The sequence below is a fragment of the Microcoleus sp. FACHB-672 genome, assembly GCF_014695725.1.
Lineage (GTDB): Bacteria > Cyanobacteriota > Cyanobacteriia > Cyanobacteriales > Oscillatoriaceae > FACHB-68.
This window is the reverse complement of the sequence record NZ_JACJOU010000019.1, coordinates 307436-333154: the sequence shown is the minus strand read 5'-3', so window position 1 is coordinate 333154 and position 25719 is coordinate 307436. Positions and strand designations below refer to the sequence as shown.

General features: G+C 46.5%; 24 protein-coding genes. 11 read left to right on the top strand and 13 right to left on the bottom strand.

Annotated features, from left to right (window positions below; genetic code table 11):
- Positions 1–76: 76 nt before the first annotated feature.
- Positions 77–301, top strand: coding sequence for a ferredoxin-thioredoxin reductase variable chain (locus tag H6F56_RS14985; protein WP_190669514.1), 225 nt, complete (start codon positions 77–79; stop codon positions 299–301).
- A gap of 62 nt (positions 302–363) precedes the next feature.
- On the opposite strand, the gene H6F56_RS14980 is transcribed toward H6F56_RS14985, so the two are convergent.
- On the bottom strand, positions 364–591 hold the full coding sequence (locus tag H6F56_RS14980) for a hypothetical protein (protein ID WP_190669511.1): 228 nt from the start codon (positions 589–591) through the stop codon (positions 364–366).
- Here H6F56_RS14980 and H6F56_RS14975 point away from each other — a divergent pair.
- Positions 590–814: a hypothetical protein gene (locus H6F56_RS14975; RefSeq protein WP_190669509.1), complete on the top strand. Its 225-nt coding sequence runs from the start codon at positions 590–592 to the stop codon at positions 812–814. The two genes, H6F56_RS14980 and H6F56_RS14975, sit on opposite strands and share 2 nt — an antisense overlap.
- Here the strand turns inward: H6F56_RS14975 and H6F56_RS14970 are convergent.
- Positions 811–1605, bottom strand: a complete 795-nt coding sequence (locus H6F56_RS14970; RefSeq protein WP_190669507.1) for a YdcF family protein — start codon at positions 1603–1605, stop codon at positions 811–813. The genes H6F56_RS14975 and H6F56_RS14970 overlap by 4 nt on opposite strands.
- 83 nt (positions 1606–1688) lie before the next feature.
- On the opposite strand from H6F56_RS14970, the gene H6F56_RS14965 reads away from it, so the two are divergent.
- Positions 1689–1952, top strand: a complete 264-nt coding sequence (locus H6F56_RS14965; RefSeq protein ID WP_190669505.1) for a hypothetical protein — start codon at positions 1689–1691, stop codon at positions 1950–1952.
- 40 nt (positions 1953–1992) lie between these two features.
- Positions 1993–6327 carry a PAS domain S-box protein gene (locus tag H6F56_RS14960; protein WP_190669503.1) on the top strand — a complete coding sequence of 1445 codons (4335 nt, stop codon included), beginning with the start codon at positions 1993–1995 and terminating at the stop codon, positions 6325–6327.
- 26 nt (positions 6328–6353) lie between these two features.
- Here H6F56_RS14960 and H6F56_RS14955 read toward each other — a convergent pair whose 3' ends face one another.
- Together H6F56_RS14955 and H6F56_RS14950 are read right to left on the bottom strand one after the other, a co-directional pair.
- Positions 6354–6779, bottom strand: a complete 426-nt coding sequence (locus H6F56_RS14955; RefSeq protein ID WP_190669502.1) for an ATP synthase subunit I — start codon at positions 6777–6779, stop codon at positions 6354–6356.
- A gap of 204 nt (positions 6780–6983) precedes the next feature.
- The gene (locus H6F56_RS14950) at positions 6984–8513 is read right to left on the bottom strand and encodes an AAA family ATPase (RefSeq protein WP_190669500.1); all 1530 of its coding nucleotides are present in this window, start codon (positions 8511–8513) and stop codon (positions 6984–6986) included.
- 110 nt (positions 8514–8623) lie between these two features.
- On the opposite strand from H6F56_RS14950, the gene H6F56_RS14945 reads away from it, so the two are divergent.
- Positions 8624–9640, top strand: a complete 1017-nt coding sequence (locus H6F56_RS14945; RefSeq protein WP_190669498.1) for an adenosine kinase — start codon at positions 8624–8626, stop codon at positions 9638–9640.
- An 88-nt stretch (positions 9641–9728) separates the two neighbouring features.
- Here H6F56_RS14945 and H6F56_RS14940 read toward each other — a convergent pair whose 3' ends face one another.
- A complete protein-coding gene (locus tag H6F56_RS14940; RefSeq protein ID WP_190669496.1) occupies positions 9729–10331 on the bottom strand; it encodes a 50S ribosomal protein L25/general stress protein Ctc in 603 nt (200 codons plus the stop codon).
- Between the two features lie 68 nt (positions 10332–10399).
- Positions 10400–11749: an adenylosuccinate synthase gene (locus H6F56_RS14935; RefSeq protein WP_190669912.1), complete on the bottom strand. Its 1350-nt coding sequence runs from the start codon at positions 11747–11749 to the stop codon at positions 10400–10402.
- Between the two features lie 185 nt (positions 11750–11934).
- Here H6F56_RS14935 and H6F56_RS14930 point away from each other — a divergent pair, with 185 nt between their 5' ends.
- Positions 11935–12966 (top strand): adenosine deaminase, encoded by a 1032-nt coding sequence (locus H6F56_RS14930; RefSeq protein WP_190669495.1) that lies wholly within the window; start codon positions 11935–11937, stop codon positions 12964–12966.
- Positions 12967–13051: 85 nt separating this feature from the next.
- Here H6F56_RS14930 and H6F56_RS14925 read toward each other — a convergent pair whose 3' ends face one another.
- Together H6F56_RS14925 and pdxA are read right to left on the bottom strand one after the other, a co-directional pair.
- Positions 13052–14119, bottom strand: coding sequence for a two pore domain potassium channel family protein (locus H6F56_RS14925; protein ID WP_190669492.1), 1068 nt, complete (start codon positions 14117–14119; stop codon positions 13052–13054).
- Between the two features lie 83 nt (positions 14120–14202).
- Positions 14203–15267, bottom strand: coding sequence for a 4-hydroxythreonine-4-phosphate dehydrogenase PdxA (pdxA, locus tag H6F56_RS14920; protein WP_190669490.1), 1065 nt, complete (start codon positions 15265–15267; stop codon positions 14203–14205).
- Between the two features lie 236 nt (positions 15268–15503).
- Between pdxA and H6F56_RS14915 the strand changes: the two genes are divergently transcribed.
- Complete coding sequence (locus H6F56_RS14915; RefSeq protein ID WP_190669488.1) at positions 15504–15611, top strand: PetM family cytochrome b6-f complex subunit 7; 108 nt, start codon at positions 15504–15506, stop codon at positions 15609–15611.
- A 67-nt stretch (positions 15612–15678) separates the two neighbouring features.
- On the opposite strand, the gene H6F56_RS14910 is transcribed toward H6F56_RS14915, so the two are convergent.
- From H6F56_RS14910 to H6F56_RS14895, 4 genes are all read right to left on the bottom strand, one after another.
- Entirely contained in the window at positions 15679–16089 is a 411-nt protein-coding gene (locus H6F56_RS14910) for an ArsR/SmtB family transcription factor (protein ID WP_190669486.1), read from the bottom strand.
- Positions 16090–16220: 131 nt separating this feature from the next.
- Positions 16221–17237 carry a chemotaxis protein CheB gene (locus H6F56_RS14905; protein ID WP_190669484.1) on the bottom strand — a complete coding sequence of 339 codons (1017 nt, stop codon included), beginning with the start codon at positions 17235–17237 and terminating at the stop codon, positions 16221–16223.
- Positions 17238–17378: 141 nt separating this feature from the next.
- Complete coding sequence (locus H6F56_RS14900; protein ID WP_199312851.1) at positions 17379–18716, bottom strand: PAS domain-containing sensor histidine kinase; 1338 nt, start codon at positions 18714–18716, stop codon at positions 17379–17381.
- Between the two features lie 315 nt (positions 18717–19031).
- Positions 19032–20900: a CheR family methyltransferase gene (locus H6F56_RS14895; protein ID WP_190669482.1), complete on the bottom strand. Its 1869-nt coding sequence runs from the start codon at positions 20898–20900 to the stop codon at positions 19032–19034.
- A 566-nt stretch (positions 20901–21466) separates the two neighbouring features.
- Between H6F56_RS14895 and H6F56_RS14890 the strand changes: the two genes are divergently transcribed.
- A complete protein-coding gene (locus H6F56_RS14890; protein ID WP_190669480.1) occupies positions 21467–22447 on the top strand; it encodes an SDR family oxidoreductase in 981 nt (326 codons plus the stop codon).
- A gap of 64 nt (positions 22448–22511) precedes the next feature.
- Here H6F56_RS14890 and H6F56_RS14885 read toward each other — a convergent pair whose 3' ends face one another.
- Positions 22512–22667, bottom strand: coding sequence for a hypothetical protein (locus H6F56_RS14885; RefSeq protein ID WP_190669478.1), 156 nt, complete (start codon positions 22665–22667; stop codon positions 22512–22514).
- Between the two features lie 84 nt (positions 22668–22751).
- Here H6F56_RS14885 and H6F56_RS14880 point away from each other — a divergent pair, with 84 nt between their 5' ends.
- From H6F56_RS14880 to H6F56_RS14870, 3 genes are all read left to right on the top strand, one after another.
- The gene (locus H6F56_RS14880; protein ID WP_190669477.1) at positions 22752–23669 is read left to right on the top strand and encodes an NAD(+) kinase; all 918 of its coding nucleotides are present in this window, start codon (positions 22752–22754) and stop codon (positions 23667–23669) included.
- A 107-nt stretch (positions 23670–23776) separates the two neighbouring features.
- Positions 23777–24496 (top strand): response regulator transcription factor NblR, encoded by a 720-nt coding sequence (nblR, locus tag H6F56_RS14875; RefSeq protein ID WP_242032031.1) that lies wholly within the window; start codon positions 23777–23779, stop codon positions 24494–24496.
- Positions 24497–24623: 127 nt separating this feature from the next.
- The gene (locus tag H6F56_RS14870; protein WP_190669908.1) at positions 24624–25163 is read left to right on the top strand and encodes a DUF192 domain-containing protein; all 540 of its coding nucleotides are present in this window, start codon (positions 24624–24626) and stop codon (positions 25161–25163) included.
- The last annotated feature ends 556 nt before the right edge of the window (positions 25164–25719 follow it).

The window sequence follows — 25719 nt, the reverse complement described above, 5'->3', positions numbered from 1 at the left end:
GTCTTGGCAAAAAGCCCCAGGCTCTTGCAATGGCAGTTTTTCAGCTTGTTGGAGAGGGAACACTAGGTCTACATTTATGAAAGTTGGCGATCGCGTTCGCGTCAAAGAGTCTGTGATTGTTTACCACCATCCCGATCATCGCAATCAGCCCTTTGATGTCAAGGGTCATGAAGGGGAAGTTCTGGGCATTATTCAGGATTGGCAAGGGAGACCCGTCAGCGCCAACCTGCCTGTTCATGTCAAGTTTGACAAGAAATTCAGAGCACACTTTCAAGGAAATGAGCTAGAGATGATCGAATAAGGAGTCGATTTAAAAAAGGCAACAGTAATAAGAAAGGATTCTTTGCTTTGCCTTTTTACTTTTTATTTTCGTCCTCGGAAAAACCAACCAAAAATATTGATATCACCCCGCATTTTATCTAGCTCTCGCCGGTTTTTCTGGGCGGTTTCATAATACCACCGACAGTATTCATTAAACTCTTCGCGCTGCTCAACTTCCCGGTAAAACTCGCGGCTAATCTGGTGCGTTTCTAAAATTTCAATGTCGGGCTGAGGCGCAGGAACGATCCATCGCAAGTCGTTGAACTTCATGGGTGTTACAGGCAACAATGCCAGGGTTGACAGGGAAGCAGACAAAAACGCAATAATTCGCGCGACAAGTAAAGATTCCTCAACCTTGATCGGTCGCTCAGATGAACTTCCGACTTGCTTTTGTGTGAAGAGGAAAGGTTACGCTCACCATAACATACCCGTTAAAGAATCAACTGCGGCGCTAGAAACGGCTGAACTCACTCGCTACATTTGGCCGGTTTAAAGCCAACCGCGCAAGCGATACACAACAAGACCGATGTATTCTTTTAATGCTTTGGTTGTTTGCTGGAGGTTGTCGGCATCGGGGAGAATATTGAGCAGTGTTGATTGCCAGCTACTATTAATTTCTTGCAACTCTTGTTCGCTCACCAAAAAGTCTGTAGGTGCGGGAGTTGCTTGGATGCCTTGCCGCTTGAAAATGAGCAGCGATCGCGGCATATGCATAGCTGAGGTGACAAGCAATACCTGCCGGCGAATCCCTTGAGAGTCGAGGATTTTTCGCACGTTGACGGCATTTTCGTGGGTGTTGAGTGAGGTGGGATCTTGGAGAATCGCATCTTTGGGTACCCCCATTGTTTCAGCGATTTTGGCCATATCTTCGGATTCTGCCGGCCCCCCGCCTTTCCACTCAATACGCCCGCCACTGAGGATGAGAAACGGCGCTTTCCCTTGTCGGTATAGCTGAGCACCGTGAAGAATTCGATCACCGGCTTCACTGACATCAACCCAAGGACGAGGCGAGATAGCCGGCTTGACTGCGCCGCCTAAGACGACAATGGCATCCGCTTCAGGTAATTGGGTTGCCGGCAAATTCTGCCACTCCAGCGAACGAACTAAACCCTGCGCCACCCAGCCGTTACTCCCCAGCAACAAAATAATCCAAGCCAGCGAAATCACCGCTGCTGCCCAGCGAGGGCGCTTCCATAATATAACTAGGGCGACGAGCATCAGCAGACTGCTTAGCCCCAAGGGATAGATGAATATCGGCAGCAACTTTGACAAAAACAGAAACATTGGTTTAGCAGGAGAGTTTGAGCGGGGAATACTATTGCAATAGGGTAGCAGAGCCAGATACCCTCTGCTGTTGCTCATTGAGCGTGAAATCCGTTAGCCCAAGCCTTTGCGCGGTGTCGCGTTCCCAGATGCCGGTGAAATCCATCCTGAAAAAATGCCTCTCAAAGGGGCTTATTTTATTCACATCACCTGAATTTCATTTTTACTTAAATTGCCCAGCCGGCGTGGCACTGGCAATAGATCGGGGTCAAGCAACGACTGATTACCCAACATTTAGTAAGTCTGCCAAAATAGAAAAAGTCTTAGGTCTAGCACACGCTCACTGTCCTCGCTCAGTCCTAGGATGATGCGTTGAATTTCGGCCTCCTCACAAACAATCAGAATAAAATGAAGCTAAGGACTGCTTTTGTTTCGAGTTTCTTGGGGCTGGCTTCTTTAGTTGCCCTTTTAGGAATCATTAATGTACTTTTAGAAAAAAATAATAATTCTTATTTATTGCGAATTTCGCAAACGACTATTCCTAAAATACTTGGATTAGAACAAATAAAGTCTGCATCCTCAAGAATGATTGCAGAAACTTTAAGTCAAGCTTTAATTAAGTCTGAATTAGCTAGGACATCCTCTAACAAGAGGGAAGCACAAAATCTTGCACAATACCGGAAAGAGGAACAAGCAGAATTTGCAGCAGCCCAGAAAGAAATGGATGCTTGGATGAAAAGATTAGAATCTCTTCCACGCGATTCTCAATCAAAAAAGTTGTTTCAAGAACTTCAAGAATATCAAAATATCTTTTTTCAAAAGAATAAACAAGTCATTGATTTGAAAAATAACCGCACCACAAATGCAGCGATTTTAGCAGCTACAAAGGAGTTGGAAGAAACAGAAGAAGAATTTCTTGATTTAATGGATCGAGCTATTGCAATAGAGGCAGACAATCTCAGGCTTGCTGAAGAACTATCTGCTCGTAATGTGAAAAATGCTCTACAGCTTAACTTGGCATCAATCATATTAGTTACGATTTTAGCCATTTATCTAGGATTATTTTTAGCAAAAAAAGTTGTGCAGCCGATTATTGAAATTAAAGATGCTGCCGTTAAAATTGGTCAAGGTAAATTGGATGTTAGGTTAAAATCTAAAAATTTAACTGAAATTTCAATCTTGGCAGATACTTTTAATACAATGGCCGATAATTTAGCCAAGATTACGGTTTCTCAATCTTATTTCGATAATGTTTTGAGGTCGATGATAGATGCTTTGATCGTCCTCAATCATGACATGACGATTAAAACTTTTAATTTTGCGGCTTTTTTGTTGCTGAGATATGACGATGAAAGCGATCTAATCGGCCAATCTTTAAAAGTTATATTAGGAGATGATAGATTCTTAAAAGATCTAGAAGATAGCGAACTGACTCAAAACAACAGTTTTTTAGGTCGGAAAGAAACAACGCTATTAGCTAAAAATGGTGAGAAAATTCCTGTTTATTTTTCAGCTTCAGTTTTGCGGGATGATGAAGGTCAAATTCAAGGGTTTGTCTGTTTAGCTCAAGACATCACTGATCGCAAGCGGGCGGAAATGGCACGACAGGAATCAGAAGCGAAATGGCGTTCTTTAGTAGAAAACGCACCGGATACGATTATCACCGCAGATGCCACCGGCGCGATTCAGTTTATCAATCGCGTCCTGCCAGGATTAACCATAGAGGAAGTTATTGGAACCAGTATTTATGACTGCGTGCCCCTAGAGTCGCGCGAACAATTAAGACAGAGCATCAACAGCGTTTTTGAAACCGGCCAACCCCAGAATTGCGAACTTGCCTGGGTGGGTTCTGCCGACAACTATTGCTGGTATTCCAGCCGACTTGGGCCGGTTCACAACGGTGGTAAAGTCGTTGCTGTCACCCTGATCGGCAGCGATATCACCGATCGCAAGCGCATGGAAGAAGCACTGCGGGAATCGGAAGACCGGCTAGAAGGCATTCTCAACTCCCTCACAGATATCGTATGGTCTGTTTCTGCACAAACTTTTGAAATGCTTTACGTCAATCCCGCAGTAGAAACTGTGTACAGCCGGCCAGCCTCAGAATTTTTCCAACATCCAAGCCTATGGCAGGAAGTGGTTCACCCAGAGGATCGTGAACGCGCAATGTTAGCCTCCCAGCAAATGTTTACCACCGGCTTAAAAGAGATAGAATACCGAATTGTCCGGCCTGATGGAGAAGTGCGCTGGTTGCATGACCGAGGACATTTGACTTGCAATGCTGACGGTATCCCCCTGCGCCTGGACGGAATTGCCACCGATATTACAGAACGCAAACGGGCCGAAGAAGCGTTGCAAAAGTTAAACGAAGACTTGGAAATTCGAGTTCAGGAACGCACAAAAGCCTTCAGACAAGCTAACAAGCGATTGCAAGAAGAGATAGCTGAACGGCAGCTGGTGGGGGAAGCGCTGCATCAAAGTGAAGAACGGCTTAATAGTATTCTCAATTCGCTTGATGACGTGGTTTGGTCAGTTGATGCGACAACCTTCCAGTTGCTTTATTTGAGTTCCGCCGTCGAAACAGTTTATGGACGCTCAGTTAGCGATTTTCTGACAAATCCAAACATCTGGGTAGACGCTATTCACCCAGAAGATCGGCAGCGCGTTCAAAACGTTACTCATCAGCGTTTTGAAGCCGGCACCGTTGAATTAGAATACCGCATCATCCACGGTAGTGGGGAAGTGCGCTGGCTGCGTGATCGCTCTAGAGTCGTTCACAATGCCGAGGGTAAAGCGATCCGCCTCGATGGCATTTCCACCGACATCACCGAAGGCAAGCAGGCACAAGAGGCACTCTTAACCAGCGAAAAGCACTATCGCGCAATTGTTGAAGATCAAACCGAATTAATCTGCCGGTTTTTGCCGAATGGAAGCCTAACGTTTGTCAATGACGCCTACTGCCGGTACTTCAACAAGCAGCGAGAACAGCTGATCGGAGATCGCTTTATGTCAGCAATCCCGGAACGGGAACAGGCGATTGTGCTCAAAAACTTAAAATCTGTCTCCCTCAAAAATCCCGTCCTCACTTGGGAAAACCGGCTCGTTTTGCCGAATGGGGAAATCCGCGCCCAGCAGTGGACAAATCGGGCCATCTTTGACGAATCGGGTGATGTTATAGAATTTCAGGCAGTGGGGCGCGACATCACCCAACGTAAGCGAGCTGAGGCAGCTTTGCGGAAATCGGAAGCGCGATTTAGAAACTTGGCTAAACGAGAAGCGCTGCTCAACCAGTTAGCCAGTCAAATCCGCAACTCCTTAGATTTAGATAAGATTTTGGACGCAGCTGTGCGCGAAATTCGCAATTTGTTGCAAATTGATCGCTGTCTGTTTATTTGGTATCGCTCAAATGCCGGTGGCAGTCATCTGAGAGATTTTTCTAGCCCAAATTCAAATTTTCAAGGTCAAACCGCCTCTTGGGAAGTGGTCAAAGAAGCCCGAAATCCTGAGTTTCCCAGCCTCTTGGGTCACTATCCGAATCATCCAGAAAATCACTACATGGCAAAGCTGTTCAATCGGGACATGATTCGGGTGGACGATCTTACCCTGTCTGCCGATCCAGAATATCAGCAGATGCACACAAGTTGGGGCTATACCTCAGTTGCGATTATTCCCATTGTCACACTGGCTGGAGAAATGGGTTGGCTTAGCTGCGGTCACTGTAGTGGGCCTCGTCCTTGGCGAGATAGTGAATTGACGCTGTTGCAAGCGATTAGTGACCAAGTCACGATCGCCATCAGCCAAGCGGAACTCTACGCCCATGCCACCGAGGCAGCGCGGGCAGCGAGGGAACAAGCCCAACAACTTCAGCAAGCGATGAAAGCGCTGCAACAAACGCAAGCACAACTAATTCAAACGGAAAAAATGTCGTCTTTGGGGCAAATGGTTGCCGGTGTTGCTCACGAAATTAACAATCCGGTGAGTTTTATCTATGGCAATGTTGACCCGGCGATGGAATACATTGAAGATTTGCTGAATCTTGTGGAGCTTTACCGGCAATCCTATCCGAAACCGCTGCCGGTGATTCAAGATGAAATCGAAGCAATAGACCTAGAATTCTTAAAAGAAGATTTACCGAAACTTTTATCATCGATGAAAGTGGGGGCTGAACGTATTCGCCAGATTGTTTTATCACTGCGGAATTTCTCGCGACTGGATGAAGCGCAAATGAAATCTGTGGATATTCATGAGGGGCTTGATAATACTTTATTGATTCTGCAAAATCGTTTGAAAGCCAAAGGGGCAATGTCTGAAATTCAGGTAGTTAAAGAGTATGGAACATTGCCGCCGGTACACTGTTTTGCTGGGCAATTAAATCAGGTGTTTATGAATATTTTGGCAAATGCAATTGATGCTTTGGAGATGGACAGAAAACTGGGAAATGCTTTAGTGATGCCGGCGATTCGGATTCACACCGGCCTTTTAAATGGGCAGCGCGTGGAAATCCGAATTTCAGATAATGGCCCAGGTATGAGCCAGGATGTTAAACAGCGCGTTTTTGATCCATTCTTTACGACAAAACCTGTGGGTGCCGGCACAGGTTTGGGGCTGTCAATTAGTTATCAAATTGTGGTAGATAAACACGGAGGCGAACTGAGTTGTGTTTCAGCACCTGGTGAGGGAACAGAGTTTATTATTGATCTGCCGGTGCAGCAGCAGTATCACGAACCGGCTCTTTTTAAATAACCTCTCAGTTTCAAATCTAAAATAGCTTATTCTTTTACCTTTTCATCTTCTTCATCATTTTCATCAATTGGCTCAGGAGGATCGTCAAATAAGCGCCGGCTTGAACCTGCCTGACGAGTCCACCGGCTCTGTTTTGCCAAACTAGAGGTTTGCTGTTTTTCCAGCGTTTCTAAACGCGCTTTAGCCAATTTAGAAAGCTGATTCTCAGTCTCATCACCGGGTGGGAAATCTGGATCGTTAGTTCGCCACCAAGCGTTTATAAAGCCGGCAGCAAAACCTCCGACAGCCCCTAAAAAAACACTCAAAGCAATTCGATATCCCAGAGAAAGAAAGGCAACAAGAAACAACATCCAAACTTGCAATCCTATATAAAATCCTTTAGAAAGGCCGGCAGGTTTTCGCTCAAACTTTCGATTAACGATTTTATTTTCAGAACGACTATTTTTTACCATGTATATTTCGAGCTATTTCTTTTGAATTTTTGTATGCCCATATAGCTAAATGAGTACAGGCTTCCGTAAGTTCTATTTAAAGATTGAAATTCTTTTAATTCTTGTTCAAAAGAATAATTTTGACTTTTCAATAATTCTTGGAATCTTTCTTTTACATAGTTGTATAATTCTATATCAAACTCATTATATTATTCTATAATACGCTTATTCTAATTGTGTATCTAGATTTTGTGTGGTATCTATAATTTTTACATAAGATTGTTCAAAGTCTGTGAAAGGTTCAGCCGTTGCTTGTTGCACCGGCAGCAGATCGGCAGTTGCATCAGCAATATCACCTCGGCGGCGCTGTAGCCGGTCTCGCAAAACATCCACCGGCGCTGTGCAGTGAATAATTTGCAGAGGTAGATGATTTGCTTGAGATTGAGCGAGTGCTTCCAACCTGAGCGCTTGCCGGTCGTACTTAGCATCCAAAATCACTAACCAACCTTGCTTTGCTAGCATTATTCCCAATTTCAACAGCCGGTGATAGGTCTTGTGAGTCATCTCAGGTGTATAAAGATCCTCTCCTCCCCGTTCTTTTAAAGAAATCCCTCCTAAATGTTTCCGAACGGCATCTGATCGAATGTGAATAGCATTCGTTTGATGCGCTAAATGCCGCGCTACTGTACTCTTACCAGAACCCGATAAACCTGACATTAAAATAATCTCACCTCGACGCGGTTGCGTGTATTGCCAAGCCAGGTTGTAATATTTTTTAGCAGTTTCCACCGGCTTCTGTTTTTCTTCAGATGAAACACTCGGATCGTCTAGCAAAAAAGATGTTACCATCGCCCTAACATAAGCTTGCCGAATCAAATACAGTGGCAATACCTGCAACCCTTCCCAATCACCTGTTTGCTCAATATAAGTATTTAAATAAATATTGCTCAAATCCGAGCGCTGTCTTACCTCCAAATCAACGGCTGCATAAGCAAGATCGAACATAACATCAACGCAGCGTAGACGATCATTAAATTCAATACAATCAAACAGCAAAACTTGATTCTGACACCAAGCAATATTACTTAAATGCAAATCTCCATGACATTCTCGAATCCAACCATTCTCAATTCGACCGTTAAACACGGCTTGATATTGAGAAAAGAAATTATCGGTAAATCTTCTAATTTCTGCAAACTGCTCCGGACTTAATAGCCAATCGGCATACTTTTCTGTGCGCTGATAATTTTGCTCAATTGCCTCTCGAATCTGAGCAACATTACCAAAACTGCGACCCCACTCATTGCTTAAGGATTTTTTATGAAAATTCGCTACATAACGCCCCAGTTCTTCTAAATGCGGTTCCGTTAACAAGCCTCGCTGAAACAAATTAATAAATAGGGCTTCTTGGGGAAACTGACGCATTTTAAGTGCATATTCAACCGGCTCACCCACGCCACCTAACTGAAATTGACTTCCTAGTTGACTAATCGGCAGAACTTCTAAATAAATATCCGGCGCACCCCGCTGATTCAAAAGCAATTCTCTTTCGCAAAAAAAACGTCGTTTTTCCAAAGTGGAATAATCCAATAAACCAAAATTCACTGGCTTCTTTATTTTGTAAACGTAATCACCTGTCAGCAAAACGAAAGAAATATGGGTTTGAATTAGCTCTATCGGCTCCCTAACCGAATGGGAATAAAAGGCCGGCTGCAACATCTGCTGAATTAAAAGAGGAAAACAAGCATCACTCATATCGTTTAAAACTTAGATTTTAACTAATTTTATAATTTTGAATTAACCAAAGCTTTTTAATTTTAATTAAACCTCAATCGGTGTATAATTCTTAAAAAGAAAAAGGTTCTATGACAGAAAACAACCAGCAGTCAAAACCAGTCGGTGTATTTGGCGTCGGCAACGCCTTAGTAGACATTCTTGCATTAGTGCAAGATGATTTTGTCCAGGAACATTCCCTAAATCGTGGCTCAATGACTTTGGTGGACGCCGAAAGGCAAGCCGGCCTTTTGCATAACTTGGCGCACACCTCCCTGCAACTGAGATCCGGCGGATCGGCAGCCAACGCAATGATCGCCCTCGCCCAGAGTGGGGGCACCGGCTTCTATTCGGGTAAAGTTGCCAAAGATACCAACGGGGAATTTTACCGGCAGGACATGATAGCAGCCGGCATTGAATTTGACGTGCAACCAGCGCCTTCATCAAATGGCCCAACCGGCACTTGTTTGGTGCTGACAACTCCCGACGCTGAGCGCACCATGTGTACCAATTTGGGCGTTTCCACCACCTTAGCCGCCACAGATATTGATGTGGAGCGACTGAAGCAGTGCCAATACAGCTATATTGAAGGCTATCTTTGGGATGCGCCAGAACCCCGCCAAGCTAGCGTAGAGACGATGGAGCAGTCTAAGCGCAACGGGGTCAAAGTTTCGTTTACCTTTTCTGATTCATTTCTAGTGGATCGCTTTGCCGGTGATTTTCACAAATTGGTGACGGACTATTGCGATACGATTTTCTGCAACGCCGATGAGGTGCGCCGGTTCTGTGAGATGGAATCGCTAGAAGATTGCGCTCATAAAATGGGTGAGCTAGTGGATCTGGCTTTTATTACCGATAGCGAGAATGGCTGTCTGGTGGTGGAAAACCGGCAAATCGTTCATGTGCCAGGATTTCCGGTGCAGGCGATAGATACGGTCGGGGCGGGAGATGCCTTTGCCGGCGGCGTGTTATTCGGCCTTACCAACGGCTACAGCGCCGCTCAGGCAGCTCGTTGGGGTAATTACCTCGCTTCCTCGGTCGTGCAGGTTCACGGGCCGCGTTTGGAAGAATTGCCGGCTAAAAAAGTTGAGGAAATCGTTGCCGGCTAAAACAAAGCCGGGATTCGGGAATTAGGGAATAGAAATAGAAAAGCCTGAGACTCATCCCAGGCTTTTCTCGGTGCAGTTCTAAAATTGCTTAAACTGCAGCCGCCGCCGCATCTGCTTCGTCGTCTACAGCGTCGCCTTTAGGCAAGAGGACACTAACCACAACCCGACCCGGCTCCCCAACAGCAACGACGCCATCAGGCAAGGAGAGTTGATCGACGTGCAAGGCATCACCCACATGAAGCTCAGAAACGTCAATGTCGAGGGATTCAGGGATGCTCTCTGGCTTACATTTGACGACCAGTTGCGTGAGAACAGGATCTAAAATCCCACCCTCTAGTTTGACCCCAACAGGTTCACCCACAAAATTCAGGGCGAGTTCAACTTCTAAGCTTTCTTGAGCGGACACCGCAAAAAAGCTGAGGTGGTAAGGATAGTTTTTCCAAGGATGGGTCTGAACTTCGCGTAACAGAGCCTTGCCATTCCAAGGAACCTCGGGGATATTCAGCTCGATGAGCGTATTGTTAACGGCGGCATCTCTCAACAGATGCTCAACTCTTTTTGCTTTAATCGTGAAAGCAATAGATTCTGATCCGTTATGGCCGTACACAACTGCCGGAATCAATCCTTCGCGGCGAAGTGCATTGGGTTTACTGCCTTCAACCCGTTTCTGACCTTCAAGTGTGAGTTCCATATCAGTTGCTAATTGTCCTTTCTTCTTGATCTTTTATCATCTGCTACCCGTCACTCTTGACGCTTCCCCTAGTCAATAACCGGCGAGGGAGTGCTAGAAGTGCCATTCGCGTAAAGCAGCGCTCGTTTTGGCCCGTGAATCGGATCTTCCACTATAATCGTTTGATCGCGGCTTGCGCCAAGGGAAACGATCGCAATCGGAACTTCCATCAATTCTGCCAAGAATTTGAGATAGTCCAGCGCTTGGGGTGGTAAATCTTCTAGAGATCGGCAACTATCGGTCGATTGTTTCCAACCGGCCATCGTTTCATAAATCGGCTTGCATCGGGCAAATTGACGGGCATTGCTGGGGAAGTCTTCGCAGCGCACCCCATCAATTTCATAGGCAACGCAAACTTTGATTTCTTCTAGTCCGTCTAAAACATCGAGTTTAGTGATGGCTAAACAGTCCATGCCATTGATGCGAACCGCGTAACGACCGATCACGGCATCAAACCAGCCACACCGGCGCTTGCGTCCTGTGGTGGTGCCAAATTCAGCCCCGCGTTCGCACAAGACTTGCCCGATGCCATCGACCATTTCTGTTGGGAATGGCCCTTCACCGACCCGCGTTGTGTAGGCTTTCGCGACACCAATCACGCGGTCTATCATGGTTGGCCCAACACCGGCACCGACACAAGCCCCACCGGCAACGGGATTGGAGGAAGTTACATAAGGGTAAGTGCCGTGATCAAGGTCTAGCAGGGTTCCTTGGGCACCTTCAAATAAAATATTGCGCCGGCGCTTAATGGCATCGTAAATCTTCAGGGACGCATCCACGACATGAGGACGCAAGCGTTCAGAATATTCTAAATATTGGCCGATGACCTCTTGTGGGTCAAGGGGTGGCAAGTTATATAATTTTTCGAGGATGACGTTTTTGTAATTAACTGTCCAGTTAATTTGTTTGCGTAGCCCTTCCGGGTCCATTAAATCTAGAACCCGAATGCCGGTGCGTTCTGATTTATCTGCGTAGGTCGGGCCAATGCCGCGCCCGGTTGTGCCAATTTTGTGATTTCCTCGGCGTTCCTCCGATGCCTGGTCAATAAGCCGGTGGTAAGGCATCGTGATGTGAGCGGTTTGGGAAATCAGCAGATTTTTCGTCGAGACATTGAGTTCGTCTAGCCGGTCGAGTTCTTCAATTAAAACTTTAGGATCGATCACCGTTCCCGACCCGATGATACATTCTGTCTCGGGATACAAGATGCCAGAAGGAATCAGGTGCAGCTTGAACGTTTGATCTTTAACAACAACCGTGTGGCCGGCATTCACGCCGCCTTGGTAACGCACAACAATATCTGCTGACTTGCTGAGCAGATCGGTAATTTTACCTTTTCCTTCATCGCCCCACTGGGCACCAATTACAACGACGTTAGCCAAGGGTCTTCTGCGGTAAAGTTCACACAAACTATAATTATTAACAGTTGGCGTCATTCGAGTCAAATTAAATTTTGTTAAGATTTAAGGGTTAGTTACCCGCATTTAGCCCTCAGCTTTTAGGGATCTCCTTTAAGCTCCCGTATGCTTGCTAATTCTCAAGTTTTCGTTAATCTGAAGAGGTTTTTGTGGCTTTACACGCTGAGTTACACCGGCATCTGGGTGGTTCGGTTGTACCGCGTATTCTATGGCGGTATTTCCAGCGCCATCATTCCCATCTGGCTGAGCAATTTCCTGAATACCCAACGTTTGAGGAGTTTTACACCAAGCCCCGCAAAACGCTTGATGAGTATTTAGAACTGCACACACTGGTTGAAAGTGTCCAAACTGCCGAGACGTTGCCTTACTTCATCTATCGGCTGATTCGGGGCGCTTATATTTTTGAAAATTTAGCGTATTTGGAGTTGCGCTACACGCCCTATCTCCGAACGCCGGAACATTTGAGTCAGTCTGAACGAATTGATCAAATGACTGCAATTGTGGACATTGTCGGCAAGGCAAGCCAACTGAGCGACTGTCCAATTGTCACCAGTCAAATTTTGTGTATGCACTCGCGTTTGCCTTATGAGGTGAACCGGGCAATTGTTGATTTAGCCGGCGAGTTTCCCCAGTATGTGTGTGGGATCGATTTAGCCGGCGGAGATGCTCAATATGCTGAGCGTTTGGATGAGTTTATCGAGTTATACGCTTATGCGCGAGCACGAGGTCTGAAAACCACTGGGCACCTCTATGAAACCCCTTCTGGCTGTTATCCAGAATTGCTGCCTTATTTAATGCGAATCGGTCACGGCATTCAAATTCCCCTGTTGCATCCTGAGTTATTGCCAGAAATTGCTAGCCGGCAGCAGTGTTTGGAAGTTTGCCCCACCACCTATTTAAAAACCGGCACGCTTCAAGATATGCGTGAGTTAAAACTGGTGTTTGATAGGTGTTTTGAGGCTGGGGTTGATATCGCAATCTGCACGGATAACGCGGGCTTGCATAATGTCCGGTTGCCGTTTGAATTTGAGAATTTGCTGACCTTAGATATCATTGGTTTTGATGAACTAGAAGCGTGTAAGGAGGCCGCTTTTCGTCATGCTTTCGCTTGGCCTCACGGCAAGCCACCGGCATCCATTTTGACGGGTGCTTTGAAGCATGAGCCGGTGTCAGCAACGTGAAGTACAAAAAATTAAATAAATAACCAATAAAAGGCAAACGGAGTTTTTTTATTAATTCTTTTGTCTTTTATTTTTTGTTTTAAAATTAATTTAATTCAGGCTCTTCAATTGCCGTTTCGTCATCTAAACTGCTCGCCCGATTGGTAGTTGCCGTTGAGCTAACGCTATCCCAATTCCATCCGTCATGTTTCACCATTGCTAGTAGTAGCTTACGGCGCAGGATGAAGTGCTTCGTTGCTTCTAAAAACTCTTGATCACTGACCACAGGAATGCCTTGCTCTCTCAGTAGGGCGAGGGGAGGCATGGTTGGATTCTCTGATGCCGGTTCAACATAAGCTGATTTGAGTGTCTTTAAAAATGCAGAACTCGCCCGACGTAAGGGATTTAGCGCTGCTTTATCAGGCCGGCATGACTTTTCAACTCCATAGTAAAGTAGGGTTAATGCCTCATCGAGTGTCACCACACTCAAAACAAAAGATTTAGCTCGTTCGGGGGTATGGAAGTAATTAAGAATCGGGTAAGCCAGATAACTTTCTACCATGCCGGTGAGCATCGGGGTCAGTACAATTAAGTGCTGGCTTAATTGTCCAAAATCTTTACCGTTCCAAGCTCTATTAAGAAGATCATCAGGTGTTCCCCCAAGAGTAGAAATATAAAGAGCAATTTGACGTTTTACCACCACGGCTGCAATCACCGGCAATAGATAAGCGATCGCTAAAGTAAAGAGGAAAAAACCATTTGCAGATGCCAGTGCAGTTGCCAATTGCCATATCGCACCTTGAGCCTGATAATCTCCAACCCCTAGGGTAGATAAGGTGTAACCCGTGAAATAAATTCTTTCCCAAATACTAGCCGGCAAATTGCTTTCACTGTTAACCACCGCTGTGTCCCCGGCACAAAATAATATAGCCCATCCCATCCAAACTAAACAAATCCAAACTAACGGAGTTCCCATTAGAATGACCCAGCCAGTTACCGTTAGCAGCCGGTGGTTAGAATGCCGGCGATGAACTCTCAACGCTATCCACCATAACCAATAGGATAATCTGCCGCTTATAGAACCAGCGCCATTGGTTGTTAGGGTAGTCACAAGGACATCAAACATGACAAGCATGAGAATTAAAAGTCCTAAAAATACCCAGATTACCGGCATTCTAAAAACCTCTATCGCGAGAAATATTTTGCGGGCTAAGTTGTACTAAGCCCCTACTTCTATAGCTTATAAATCTATATTATTTACACCGGCACAGGTTTTTTTCGCTGCTGCACAACCTCCGCAGCAAACAGCAAAGCCGCTTTCATACTGGAAGCATCTGCAATTCCTTTGCCGGCAATATCAAACGCGGTTCCATGATCCGGAGATGTGCGAATAAAGGGCAAACCAATTGTTGTATTCACTGCCCGATCAAATGCCATTAACTTAACCGGAATTAAGCCCTGATCATGATATAATGCCAAATACGCATCGGCAGCATTTTGAATGTTAGATTTTGCATTTCCAAACCAAGCTTGTCCCGGCTTCACCCAAAGCGTATCCGGCGACACCGGCCCTTCTAAAATTAAATCAGGCCGGCGCTTGCGTTCCGCTTCTAACCAAGGAATTAACCAATCTTTTTCCTCACATCCCAATTGCCCATTTTCGCCACTGTGAGGGTTTAAACCGGCAATCGCAATTCTTGCCTTTTCTAACCCAAAATCTTGCCGCAGACACTCCACTAGCAAATCAAGTTTCAGGGTTAGTAATTCTGGCGTTAACGCGGTTGAAACTTGGGATAAAGGAATATGTGTGGTTGCAAGTAACGTGCGAAGCGTCCAGCCGGTGTGGGGAGAACGTGCCACAAACAACATCCCAAATCGCTTGACACCGGCAGCTTCAGCTAACAATTCAGTTTGTCCCGGATAATCATATCCTGCGGCTTTCCACTCGGTCTTAGAAATCGGGCCGGTGACAATGCCTTGAAACTCGCCGGCAAGCGTTTGCTCAATCGCTACTTTCATATAAGCAAAACTTGCTGCACCACTTGCCGCATTGCCAGTGCCGGTCTTAATTTCACCGAGTTCTCTATTCACCGGCACATCTAAAATATCTAACTGCTGCGGATCTGCCAGGGTTTCCCCCACTTGAGGGTGCCGGCTGAGTTGTGTGTGAGTTTCCAGCAAAAGCGACCGAGATCCAACCACCGTCACCTCGCAAGCTTGGATCACTTCCGGATCTGCCAAAGCCTTCAGAACCACTTCTGGGCCAATGCCGGCAGGATCTCCCAACGTGACAGCAAGACGAGGACGGATATTGTTATTCATAGTCGCTATTGCAGGAGAGTGCTGAGTGGGAAAGTGGGAGAAAAAATTATAACGGATAGAGGGAAAGCCGGCAGCCTTTAACCGGCCATACCGGCTCTACCCATCAACAATTGAGGATTCAACCCCGAACTGTTTTACAATACTTCCTGCTAGGCTAACACTTCCAGGTAGGCTGTCCCATACGCTGTGGTGATCTCAGCTCACCTTCCATTCATCCCAAAGGAGCAATAACAAACATGAGCGGTGAAATTTTCAACGCGGCACTTCTTTCTTTTTCCCTAGTCTTCGTAGGCATCGCTGCCGGCTTCGTGTTGCTGAAAATTCAAGGCGCGGAAAAAGAGTAATGTTTGCGGCATTGAATGCTCACCGGCATCTCAGTGCCGCTTCCCAGCCGCATCCCCACACATTCCCTTAGTCCTCCGGTTCATCCAAGTGTTCAGCCACTTCCCGGTAAAGGTTGAGTACGTGAGTGTCTTTAAGGTGGTAGAAAACATTCCGTCCCTGCTTGCGATAACCTACTAAACGCATCGCCCGCAGCATTCGCAGCTGGTGAGAAACAGCCGATTCGCTCATTTTAACGGCAGCAGCCAAATCACAGACACACAGCTCTTGCACGGCTAAGGCAGACACAATCCGCAAGCGGTTAGCATCGCCAAGCAAACTAAAGAATTCTGCCATCCGTTGGGCTTTTTCAGGATTAAGAATATCCCGATGCAACAGACGAACACTGTTGAGATCGACAGGATGCACCGCGCTGCAGTTCAAGCCTTCTGTCACCGGCAACGAAGCGATTTCAGTTTGAGCGTCAAGCGGTTTGGACATAACACAATTTAAAATATTGCACCAGAGCCTTAATTTAACCTTACCTTTAAGACCGGCAACCGACTAGCGAGGGAACTCTAGAGACTGAGGGAGATGTCCCCCACGAATCTTTGCGCCCAAATGCCTATATTCTAATTATTTCCATACTCCAGATAGTCGTGTTTGTCCTTATTCGCAAGCACCTTTCGGATCACTTCAGCTTGCTCCTCCCTCTCCAGCGCCTCATCTTCAAAACGTGCTGCAATTTGCCCTTGCTTGCGACCGTGCGCCCGTTTAGCCAGTCGGCGCGACAAAGCCGAACTTTCTTCTAAAGCTCTAAATGCTGTCCACAGTGCCTCTTCAATGGCCTCAGACTGCTGTGATATCAAACTATCTGCTGACCAAGCGTGGCCGACGCGGCAACGGAAGCGCAGTAGATCGCCGGCATTATGTTCCCACAAAGTACCGCCGCAGGTCGGACAACCCAGATTGGCCGGCGTTCCTCTGTGTGCCTCGCGCTCCATTGCAGCTCTATCTAATTCTGCAATGTCCGATTCCAATTTTATTTCCTCAGGCATCGGCCCTGGGTCTTCATCGTGCACGAGCTGATCAGCAAGTTGCACCAATTGCGCCGCAATTTCGGTAATCGGCAGAACATGATCAACGCTCACATTGTTGATCGCACTCTTTGGCATTCCCGAAAACATCGCCTCTTCAGGGTTTTGCACAATCGCTACGCCGCCGCAACTTTTCACCGCTATCAGGCCGGCAGTCCCATCGTCAAGTGTGCCAGATAAAATCACCCCCACCACTCGCTGACCGTAAGCCCGCGCCGCCGTGCGAAATAAAGGATCAACCGCTGGCCGGTGACAGTTTTCTTTTGGCCCTTGGGATAAGCGGATATAACCCGGCTTAATGAGCAGGTGATGGTTGGGGGGTGCTATATAAATATGTCCATGTTCAATCACGTCACCGTCTTTGGCCGGCATGGCTTTTAAAGCACCTGCACGATTTAAGATGTCCGCCATGAGACTTCTACTGTTGGCTGACATATGAAGAACAATAAAAATCGCTGCCGGCAATTGTGAGGGTAATTTGCGAACCAGTTTTGATAAGGCGTCTACTCCGCCGGCGGAGGCACCAATGACGATAATATCGTGACCAGGCATTTCTTTATTCCTTTGAGCAACGCCAATATTTTTGTTTTCTTTGGCAAAGGTGCGCTACTTTACTCAGGCTAGCAGAACAGCTGACTCAACCGCTGAGTTGCATGAATTTTGCAATAATCGAGGATCTGCCGTAGAGCCTGCTTATTTGCCAGCCTTCAGTTGCCGAGGCAGTTCAACACAAAAGGTCGAACCTTCTCCAACTTGACTGGTAACCGTAATCGTTCCTTGCATTAACTCTACAAGCGATTTGCTGATAGCTAAACCCAAACCTGTGCTCTGATAGTCGCGCTTCGCGCTGCGATCTACTTGTTCAAATGCCTCAAAAATGCGTTCTATATGCTCTTGAGGAATTCCAATGCCCGTGTCTTTAACTTCAATGATGAGCCGCTCTAAGTCTCCTTCAACTTCACGCACCACTATCCGCACTCCGCCGGTTTCTGTAAATTTAATCGCGTTTGCAACCAGATTCACTAAAATCTGACGCAGACGAGAACGGTTATTACTTATGATCGGATTTTGTAGCTCAGTATGAACCTGCAAAAATAAATGTTTTTCAATCACCAAAGATTGCAATTCTTCAGTTGTTTTATGAACTAAATCCACCACGTCCACTTCTTCTAATCGCAAATCCATCCGGCCGGCATCGACTTTTGAAAGGTCGAGGACGTCATTAATCAATCCCAATAAATTATGACCATTATCATGAATGCGTTCCACCATTTGAACTTGCTTGGGTTCTAAGGACAAGTGGGGGTGGCGCAGCAGCAGTTGCGAAAAACCTAGGATCGCGTTCATCGGTGTGCGAAGTTCGTGAGAAATCGCGGATAAGAACTGCGATTTAACATGAGCTATCTCTTGCAGCCGCAAGTTTTCTAAGTGCATTTGCCCAAGTTGCGCCTCAACTTGCTTACGCCTGGTAATGTCGCGCAGCATCCAGCGCAAGTTAAAACCTTCCGGGTTCCAGACTGCACTCACGGTGATGGCAACCTCAAAGCTATCTCCTCTACGCGGCTGCATTCGCAATTCCCACTCCCGCAGCCTCTCCAATTCGCCGACTTTCAGCTGATTAATTCGCAAGCGAAAGTCCCGACGCTGTGTTTCCGCGACAAAAATGCTCAGGGGTTTGCCCACTAAAAACCGTTGAGAAACGCACAGAAGAACGGCGGCAGTGTAGTTGGCTTCCCGGATCGTTCCATTGTCATCGGTTACTAAATAGGCATCCGGTGCGAACTCAAACAGCTCTTTATAGCGCTGGCGCTCTCGTTCTAATTGCTCTCTAGTAATGCTTAGCTGTTCGTTTTGTACGGTTAGCTGTTCTCTAGCAACCTTGAGTTCTTCTAGGGAAACGTTAACTTGTTCGAGGACTTCCGTTATCACTTCTACTTTATATGCCGGCAAGTCTTGGACACACTCGTGCATTTGTGTCAAGCGCGAACTGACATTTTCTATCTGCTGGAGTAACTGATTGTCTATGTTCACACTACACCTGCCGCCATTATTGAATTTTTGTCGATTTAACCGCTTTCTAAATTGTTGGCTTCATTACACAGCAACAAATTAAGGCTTCTGAATAAATTTCTCATAGTTGTTTTTAAGACATTTTCATGAAGCGCTGCATCGACTAGAAGACTGAAGACAGGTTTATTACCGAATAGATGTTGACTGTGATCTCCTTAATCCTATTTTTAGTAACCGCAGATACATTCTCTCTTGTCGTTTTTGCGCTTCCCTTCATTTCTTCCGCCGGCTTCTTCCCCTGCTGTTGTCTCTCAGAACTGGGAAGAATTTCTGCCCCTATTGTTGAACCGGCTCCTGCCGAACAACCTCATCCATTAGCAAAATCGCCCCGTCAACTTTTTTTTGCCAATTCAGGAGGGGCGTGCAAACAATTTTACACTGCATCATCCTGCCACGTCTGTTTGTAGCATCCAGTATTATTTCAGACATTTGTGACTCTGCATTCAAGCAATCACGAATGGACTGCCTCAGTTGGCCCACCGGCAGACCGATGTCCAAATTGAGAAAATGCTCGTTGTGCACTTCATCCGACCGCATACCCCATAAATCTTCAGCTTTGTTATTCCAAATTTGAATCAGCAAATCTCGGTTCACGACCACAACCCCACTCCGCAGACTGGTGAGGATACATTCTAAAAACCCATTCGCTTGGTTGAGTTCATCGGTGCGATAACGCAGTTCGTCGTTAATTGTTTGCAGTTCTTCATTGGTGGATTGCAATTCCTCATTTATCGTTTCCAACTCTTCGTTGGTGGATTGCAATTCCTCGTTGGTGGTTTCTAACTCTTCGACGGTGGATTGCAATTCCTCGTTGGTGGTTTCTAATTCTTCGTTAGTAGACTGTACTTCTTCATAAGCCATTTCCAACTCTTGGTTGGCTTGTTGCAATTCCTCTTGCAGCTGTTTAGTCCGGCTGACATCGCTGAAGCTAATACTTGTACCCAGCAAAACCCCAGTAGCACTTGACAGTGGCGTTATCTCGACGTCTAAATAGTGCATCACGCTGTTAGGCTGCAACCACTCAATATCTTTTAAGACAATCGCGCGGCATTCTGAATAAACTTGCGCGATCCGAGAGCGTAACTCGACGGGACGGTAGGAAACTTCTAAATCTTGTAAAGGCCGGCCTATATCTTTAGCTTTGAGATCAAAAAGGTTGCGTGCTCGTTCGTTCGCTAACACGACTGAACCGCTGGTATCCACCACAACTTGGGCTGAGGTGCCGGCATCAAAAGCAGTTTCACGCATACGCACTAGATTTGAACGAAAGTCTAACGTATCTGGAGTTTCTGCTTGGGGCAAAAGCAACAGGCGATCCCGCAAATTTCCTTTTTGCACTTGCGTAAAGATACGCCGTTTTAAATCCACGGGCGCAAAGCTGTGGTTGTGGGTAAGCAAGGTTTCTGCCTTCCCTAAAAATAAAATGCCGCCGTCATTCAAAGCGAAGTGAAAGCGTGTCAGGATTTTTGCTTGAGTTTCGGCGTTGAAATACATTATGGTGTTGCGGCACGTTAGCAAATCAATCCGAGAAATGGGTGCATCTTGCACTAAGTTATTGCGGCCAAAAATAATTGATCGCCGCAGATCCTTCCGAAATGCATAGCGGTTATCGATTAGCTCGAAGTATTTCTTTAGATATTCTTTAGGAAGTCCTGTAACTTCTTTGTGGCAATAAGTACCCAGTCGAGCTTGGTTGAGTGCTTCTTCGTCAATATCGGTGGCAAAAATTTTAACTCTCTCGCGAAATTGCTCAAAGCCAACCGCTTCTGCCATGATGATCGCTAAGGTATAGGCTTCTTCCCCAGAGGCGCAGCCGGCACTCCACAGCCGGAAGTTTTCACCCCCGTCTTTCTCGGCAATCATCTTGGGAACGACGTTGCTCACGATATAATCCCAGGCTGAGCGATCTCGGAAAAAGCCCGTAACGTTAATTAATAGGCCATTAAATAAATGAACAAATTCTTCTGGATGCAGTTCCAGATAGTCTTGATACTCGATATAACTCTCTATTCCGACTGTCTCTATCCGTTTGTTGACTCGGCGCATCAAGCTTGACCGTTTGTAGCCAGTGAAATCTATGCCCCGACTATGTTTTAGATACTGTAGTAGGTTTTCCAATGCTGGGTCTATGTCTAGTTGATCCATTTGTCTTTCTTAGATTCCCTATCTATAAAAAATTACTCACACAAAAGATATATACACAAATATACATACCCGGTTATGAAACTTGACAGGGTAATCTTTTGCGGTATTTAACGAGTCATTCAAAATGTGTGCCGACTGAGCTGGGTAAATTTTTACCTTAAGTCATCGGCAGCGCTGATATCAGTGGCTCAAACCCTGATCTTTTTGCACTTTCTTCCCATATATCCCCTCCCCCCCCATTTGCGAGTTCAATGTTCAAAACCCTACAGTTGTTGACTGTTAGGTGCCGGCTTTATCTTGCTTGTGGCTTTATAAATTTTACGAATCTTGGCCGGTGATCAAAATATAAATTATTTCAATCCGTTTAATGTCCCCGTGAAGGGTGGCAATTGTTCAATCTATCAATACGCCATAAAACGGTAAGCATTTTTTCCCTGTCTCCATTTTCTCTCGTAAAAGTGCCGATGCCCTACCGATTTTTTGCTCTATTTGTTAAGTTTTGTGTCAAAATGAGAAAATTCTGATACTATCTTAGAGAAAGTTTTAAGAATCGTAATCAATTCTTCATGATTTTATTGGTTGTCGGTGCCACCGGCACTTTAGGGAGACAAGTCGCCCGCCGTGCCTTGGATGAGGGCTATCAAATACGCTGCTTAGTCCGTAACCTGAAAAAAGCTGCTTTTCTAAAAGAATGGGGCGCTGAACTGGTAAGGGGAGATTTGTGCGAACCCGAAAGCTTGCCACCTGCCCTAGAAGGGGTGACGGCAGTGATCGATGTCGCAACCGCTCGACCGACAGATTCCCTAAGCGTGAAAGAAGTAGACTGGGATGGCAAAGTGGCGCTGATTCAAGCCGCGAAGGCTGCCGGTGTCGAACGTTATATATTCTTTTCAATTCTAGACGCCCAGAAATATCCGCAAGTCCCGCTGATGGAAATCAAGCGGTGTACGGAGCTATTCTTAGCGGAATCGGGCTTGAACTATACGATCCTCAAACCCTGTGGCTTCATGCAAGGGTTAATCGGTCAGTACGCCATTCCGATTTTAGAAAATCAAGCGGTTTGGATAACAGGGGAAACCTCTCCTGTGGCATTTATGGACACCCAAGACGTGGCCAAATTTGCCGTCCGCGCCGTCTCGGTTCCGGAAGCAGAAAACAAAGCTTTTCCCATCGTAGGGACACGGGCATGGAGTGCCGATGAAATTATCCGCCTGTGCGAACGCCTCTGTGGGCAGCAAGCAAAGGTGACGCGGCTGCCCTTAGCTATACTGCGAGGAGTTCGCAACGTGACTCGGTTCTTTCAGTGGGGATGGAATGTGGCCGATCGGCTGGCTTTTGCAGAAGTCGTCGCCAATGGCAAACCTTTAACCGCAGAAATGGACGAGGTTTATCAGGTGTTTGGGCTAGATTCCCAAGAGACAACCACCTTAGAAGCCTATCTGCAAGACTACTACAGCCGAATTATGAAGAAGTTGAAGGAATTAGATTACGAGAAAGGAAAACTTAAAAAGCAAAATAAGCAAAATAAACGAAAAGTCCCGTTTTAATCAAAATGGCTGAAAGAACTGCGCTGGCTGAAAATCCGACCGTGTGAGGTTTTCCAAGCCGGATCTAGTTGATGGGTGGGATGGAAGCGTCCGCAACCCAATAGCCAGCCGGTGCAAAATATGCAACGATTAAACCTAGCAAAGTAAAGGCGCTGAGCCGGCGCGGTAAAAATAGGCAGGAATGGTGAGTCGCTGTTTCTTGCAGCGATCGCAAAGCCATTGCCCAACCTCTCACAGCTTTTTTTAAGATGTGAGGTGTTAAAATTCCTCCTTATAATTCTGAACCCTAACCCGGACTCTGAGTGTGCCCAAAGCTGGCATTATTTACAACGATCTTAAACCCATAGCTTGTCGCGCCGCACAGGATCTGAAAGACAAGCTAAATAGCTGTGGGTGGGATGTTTGCATGACCACCGGCATCGGAGGAATTCTCGGCTATTCTACCCCCGGTAAGCCGATTTGCCACACCCCGATAGAGCAACTGGCACCCCCCGGTTTCGACGATGACATGAAGTTTGCCGTGGTGATGGGGGGAGATGGGACGGTGCTTTCGGCATTTCGTCAAGTCGCGCCTTGGGGTATCCCCCTGCTAGCGGTGAACACCGGCCACATGGGGTTTTTAACCGAGACTTATTTAAATCAACTGCCCCAAGCGCTCGAAAAGCTGCTGGCTGGGGATTATGAAATTGAAGAGCGCACCATGCTCTCAGTGCAGTTACTTCGAGAAGAGGTGCGGCTGTGGGAAGCGCTATGCCTGAATGAAATGGTGCTGCACCGAGAAGCGCTCACCTGTATGTGTCACTTTGAAATAGAAGTGGGCCGGCACGCGCCGGTTGATATCGCTGCTGATGGGATTATTATCTCAACGCCAACCGGCTCAACCGCTTATGCCTTGTCAGCAGGTGGCCCAGTTGTGACGCCTGGAGTGCCGGTGTTGCAGCTATTGCCGATCTGCCCTCACTCTCTGGCTTCTCGTGCGCTAGTATTTGCCAATACAGAGCCGGTGACGATTTATCCAGCCAACCCTAACCGGCTGGTGATGGTAGTAGATGGGAATGCCGGCTGCTATGTTTTGCCAGACGATCAGGTGCGGGTTGAGAAATCCAACTACGGCGCTCGATTTATCCGCCTGCAACCCCCGGAATTTTTCCACATCCTGCGAGAAAAATTGGGCTGGGGTTTACCTCACATTGCCAAACCCACCTCAGTGGAACTACCCTGATGGGTAAAGTTGTCTTCTGTTAGCAGTCAGTGGTCAGTCGTTATTGGGTTATGGGTTTGGAGGTAGCTAAGTTCCTGAACCCCGATGAGATTGCCCATTTGCCGCTGATGCCTAACCACTCAGAATTACTAACAAGGGCTATTATGCTTGATCGAAATCCCTGTGTCCTGCTGATAGAAACGGATGCCGCGCTGGCGCACAATGTCAGTCTGGATTTAAAAGAATCTGGTTATGAGCCGGTTGTCGCTTATGATGCAACCACCGGCCTTTCTCAAGCCGATCAACTCCAGCCGTCTTTAATTGTTGTGGATCGGATGCTGGCGGGAGAGTCGGGTTTGCAGTTATGCACGCAACTGAGAAGAGTTGGCAACCGAGCGCCGGTGCTGCTATTAATGGCTCGTGATAGCGTTGATGATCGCGTAGCTTGTTTAGAAGCGGGGGCGGATGATTATTTTCTCAAACCCTATCGCAGCGAAGATTTCTTGCAACTGGTGCGTCTGTATCTGCAGCCCGATGCGCCAGGGACGGAACAGTTACGCTTTGGTGATCTGGTGCTGGATCTGTCTACCCGCCGCGCCTTGCGGAATGGACGGGTGATCGAGCTAACCATGAAGGAATATGAACTGCTGAAGTATTTGATGGAACACCCCAGAGAAGTGCTAACCCGCGACCAAATTTTAGAAAATGTTTGGGGTTATGACTTTATGGGTGAATCGAATGTGATTGAGGTGTATATTCGATATTTGCGTCTCAAAATAGAAGATGAAGGTCAGAAGCGCCTGATTCAGACGGTGCGAGGTGTTGGCTACGTTTTACGAGAAGCATAGGGAATTTGAGATTTTAGGGGTGAAAAATTATCGTTAAACCCACTCTCTAAAATCGATTCTAAAAAGGAGCCAGTGCGAGGTGATTGATCACAATAGTTTATTAGGAATAGCGCTTAGTGTTTTGCTGATGGGATGCTCACAACCGGCACCAGAAAGCTCTCAGGCTGGATCATCCAATGATCCAACCTTGCCGGCTGTGGTTTCTCCAGTGTCGGTGAGCACTTCCCAAGGGCAAGCGTTACCGATTTCCGCAAAAGCAACCATTGCCGGTAAACGCATTGCCCTGGAAGTGGCCAAAACACCGCAACAACAAGCCACCGGGTTAATGTACCGAACTTCCTTAGCCGATGATCGTGGGATGTTGTTTCCCTTTAACCCGCCCCAAAGTGTCAGCTTTTGGATGAAGAATGTTGCGATTAATTTGGATATGATCTTTTTGCGCGATGGGGAAGTGCAAGCGATTGAGGCAAATGTGCCGCCTTGCACCACGCTACCTTGTCCGACTTACGGCCCAGATGGTACACTGGTTGACCAAGTGATTGAGCTGCGAGGCGGCAGAGCTGCTGAACTAGGCTTGAAAGCCGGCGATCAAATTGCTATCGAGTTTTTAGAAGCCGGCACCGAGCAAGCTCCTCAATCCCCTGCCAAACCTTATCCAAACCATTAAAGTTGCATAATCTGTGATTGTGGACAGAACGACCGGGATTTGTTAATCTGTCTATCTGAGGAGCAAAAAATTTATAAAATGCTTCTTGGAAACTTCACAAAATCTCTGTACAATCTTTACTCGACTGCGGCAAGAAATGAATACAGTTAGAGTAAATTTGTACAAGATACCGTGAATCGCTCAAACTCAATCGATAGTTAAGTCTGAGGTAGTCGCCTCATCCTGAATTTAGCGGTTGTAGTCAAGGGCGGAGATTGGGGGGAAAGTACACTCAAAGCGTATTTCTTTTGGTGTAGGAGTGAGACAGGAGTGGACCCCCACAAAACCATCCCGAAAGGGAAGGAATATTGATGTAGCAAGGGTTTGGCAAATGTAAGCCGGCTCTAGCTCATAAAAAGTTTCAGTAGAACGGCTGAAGCGCCAATCGGGTTCTGGTCTAAAAATCTGTAAATTTACAGATGTTGTTGCTCGCAGAACCTGATGCACTAGGGATTAGCGAATAAGTTGTCTGCAGCGGTATCAAAGCTCCCAACGAATTCGGAGATCCGTGCAAAAC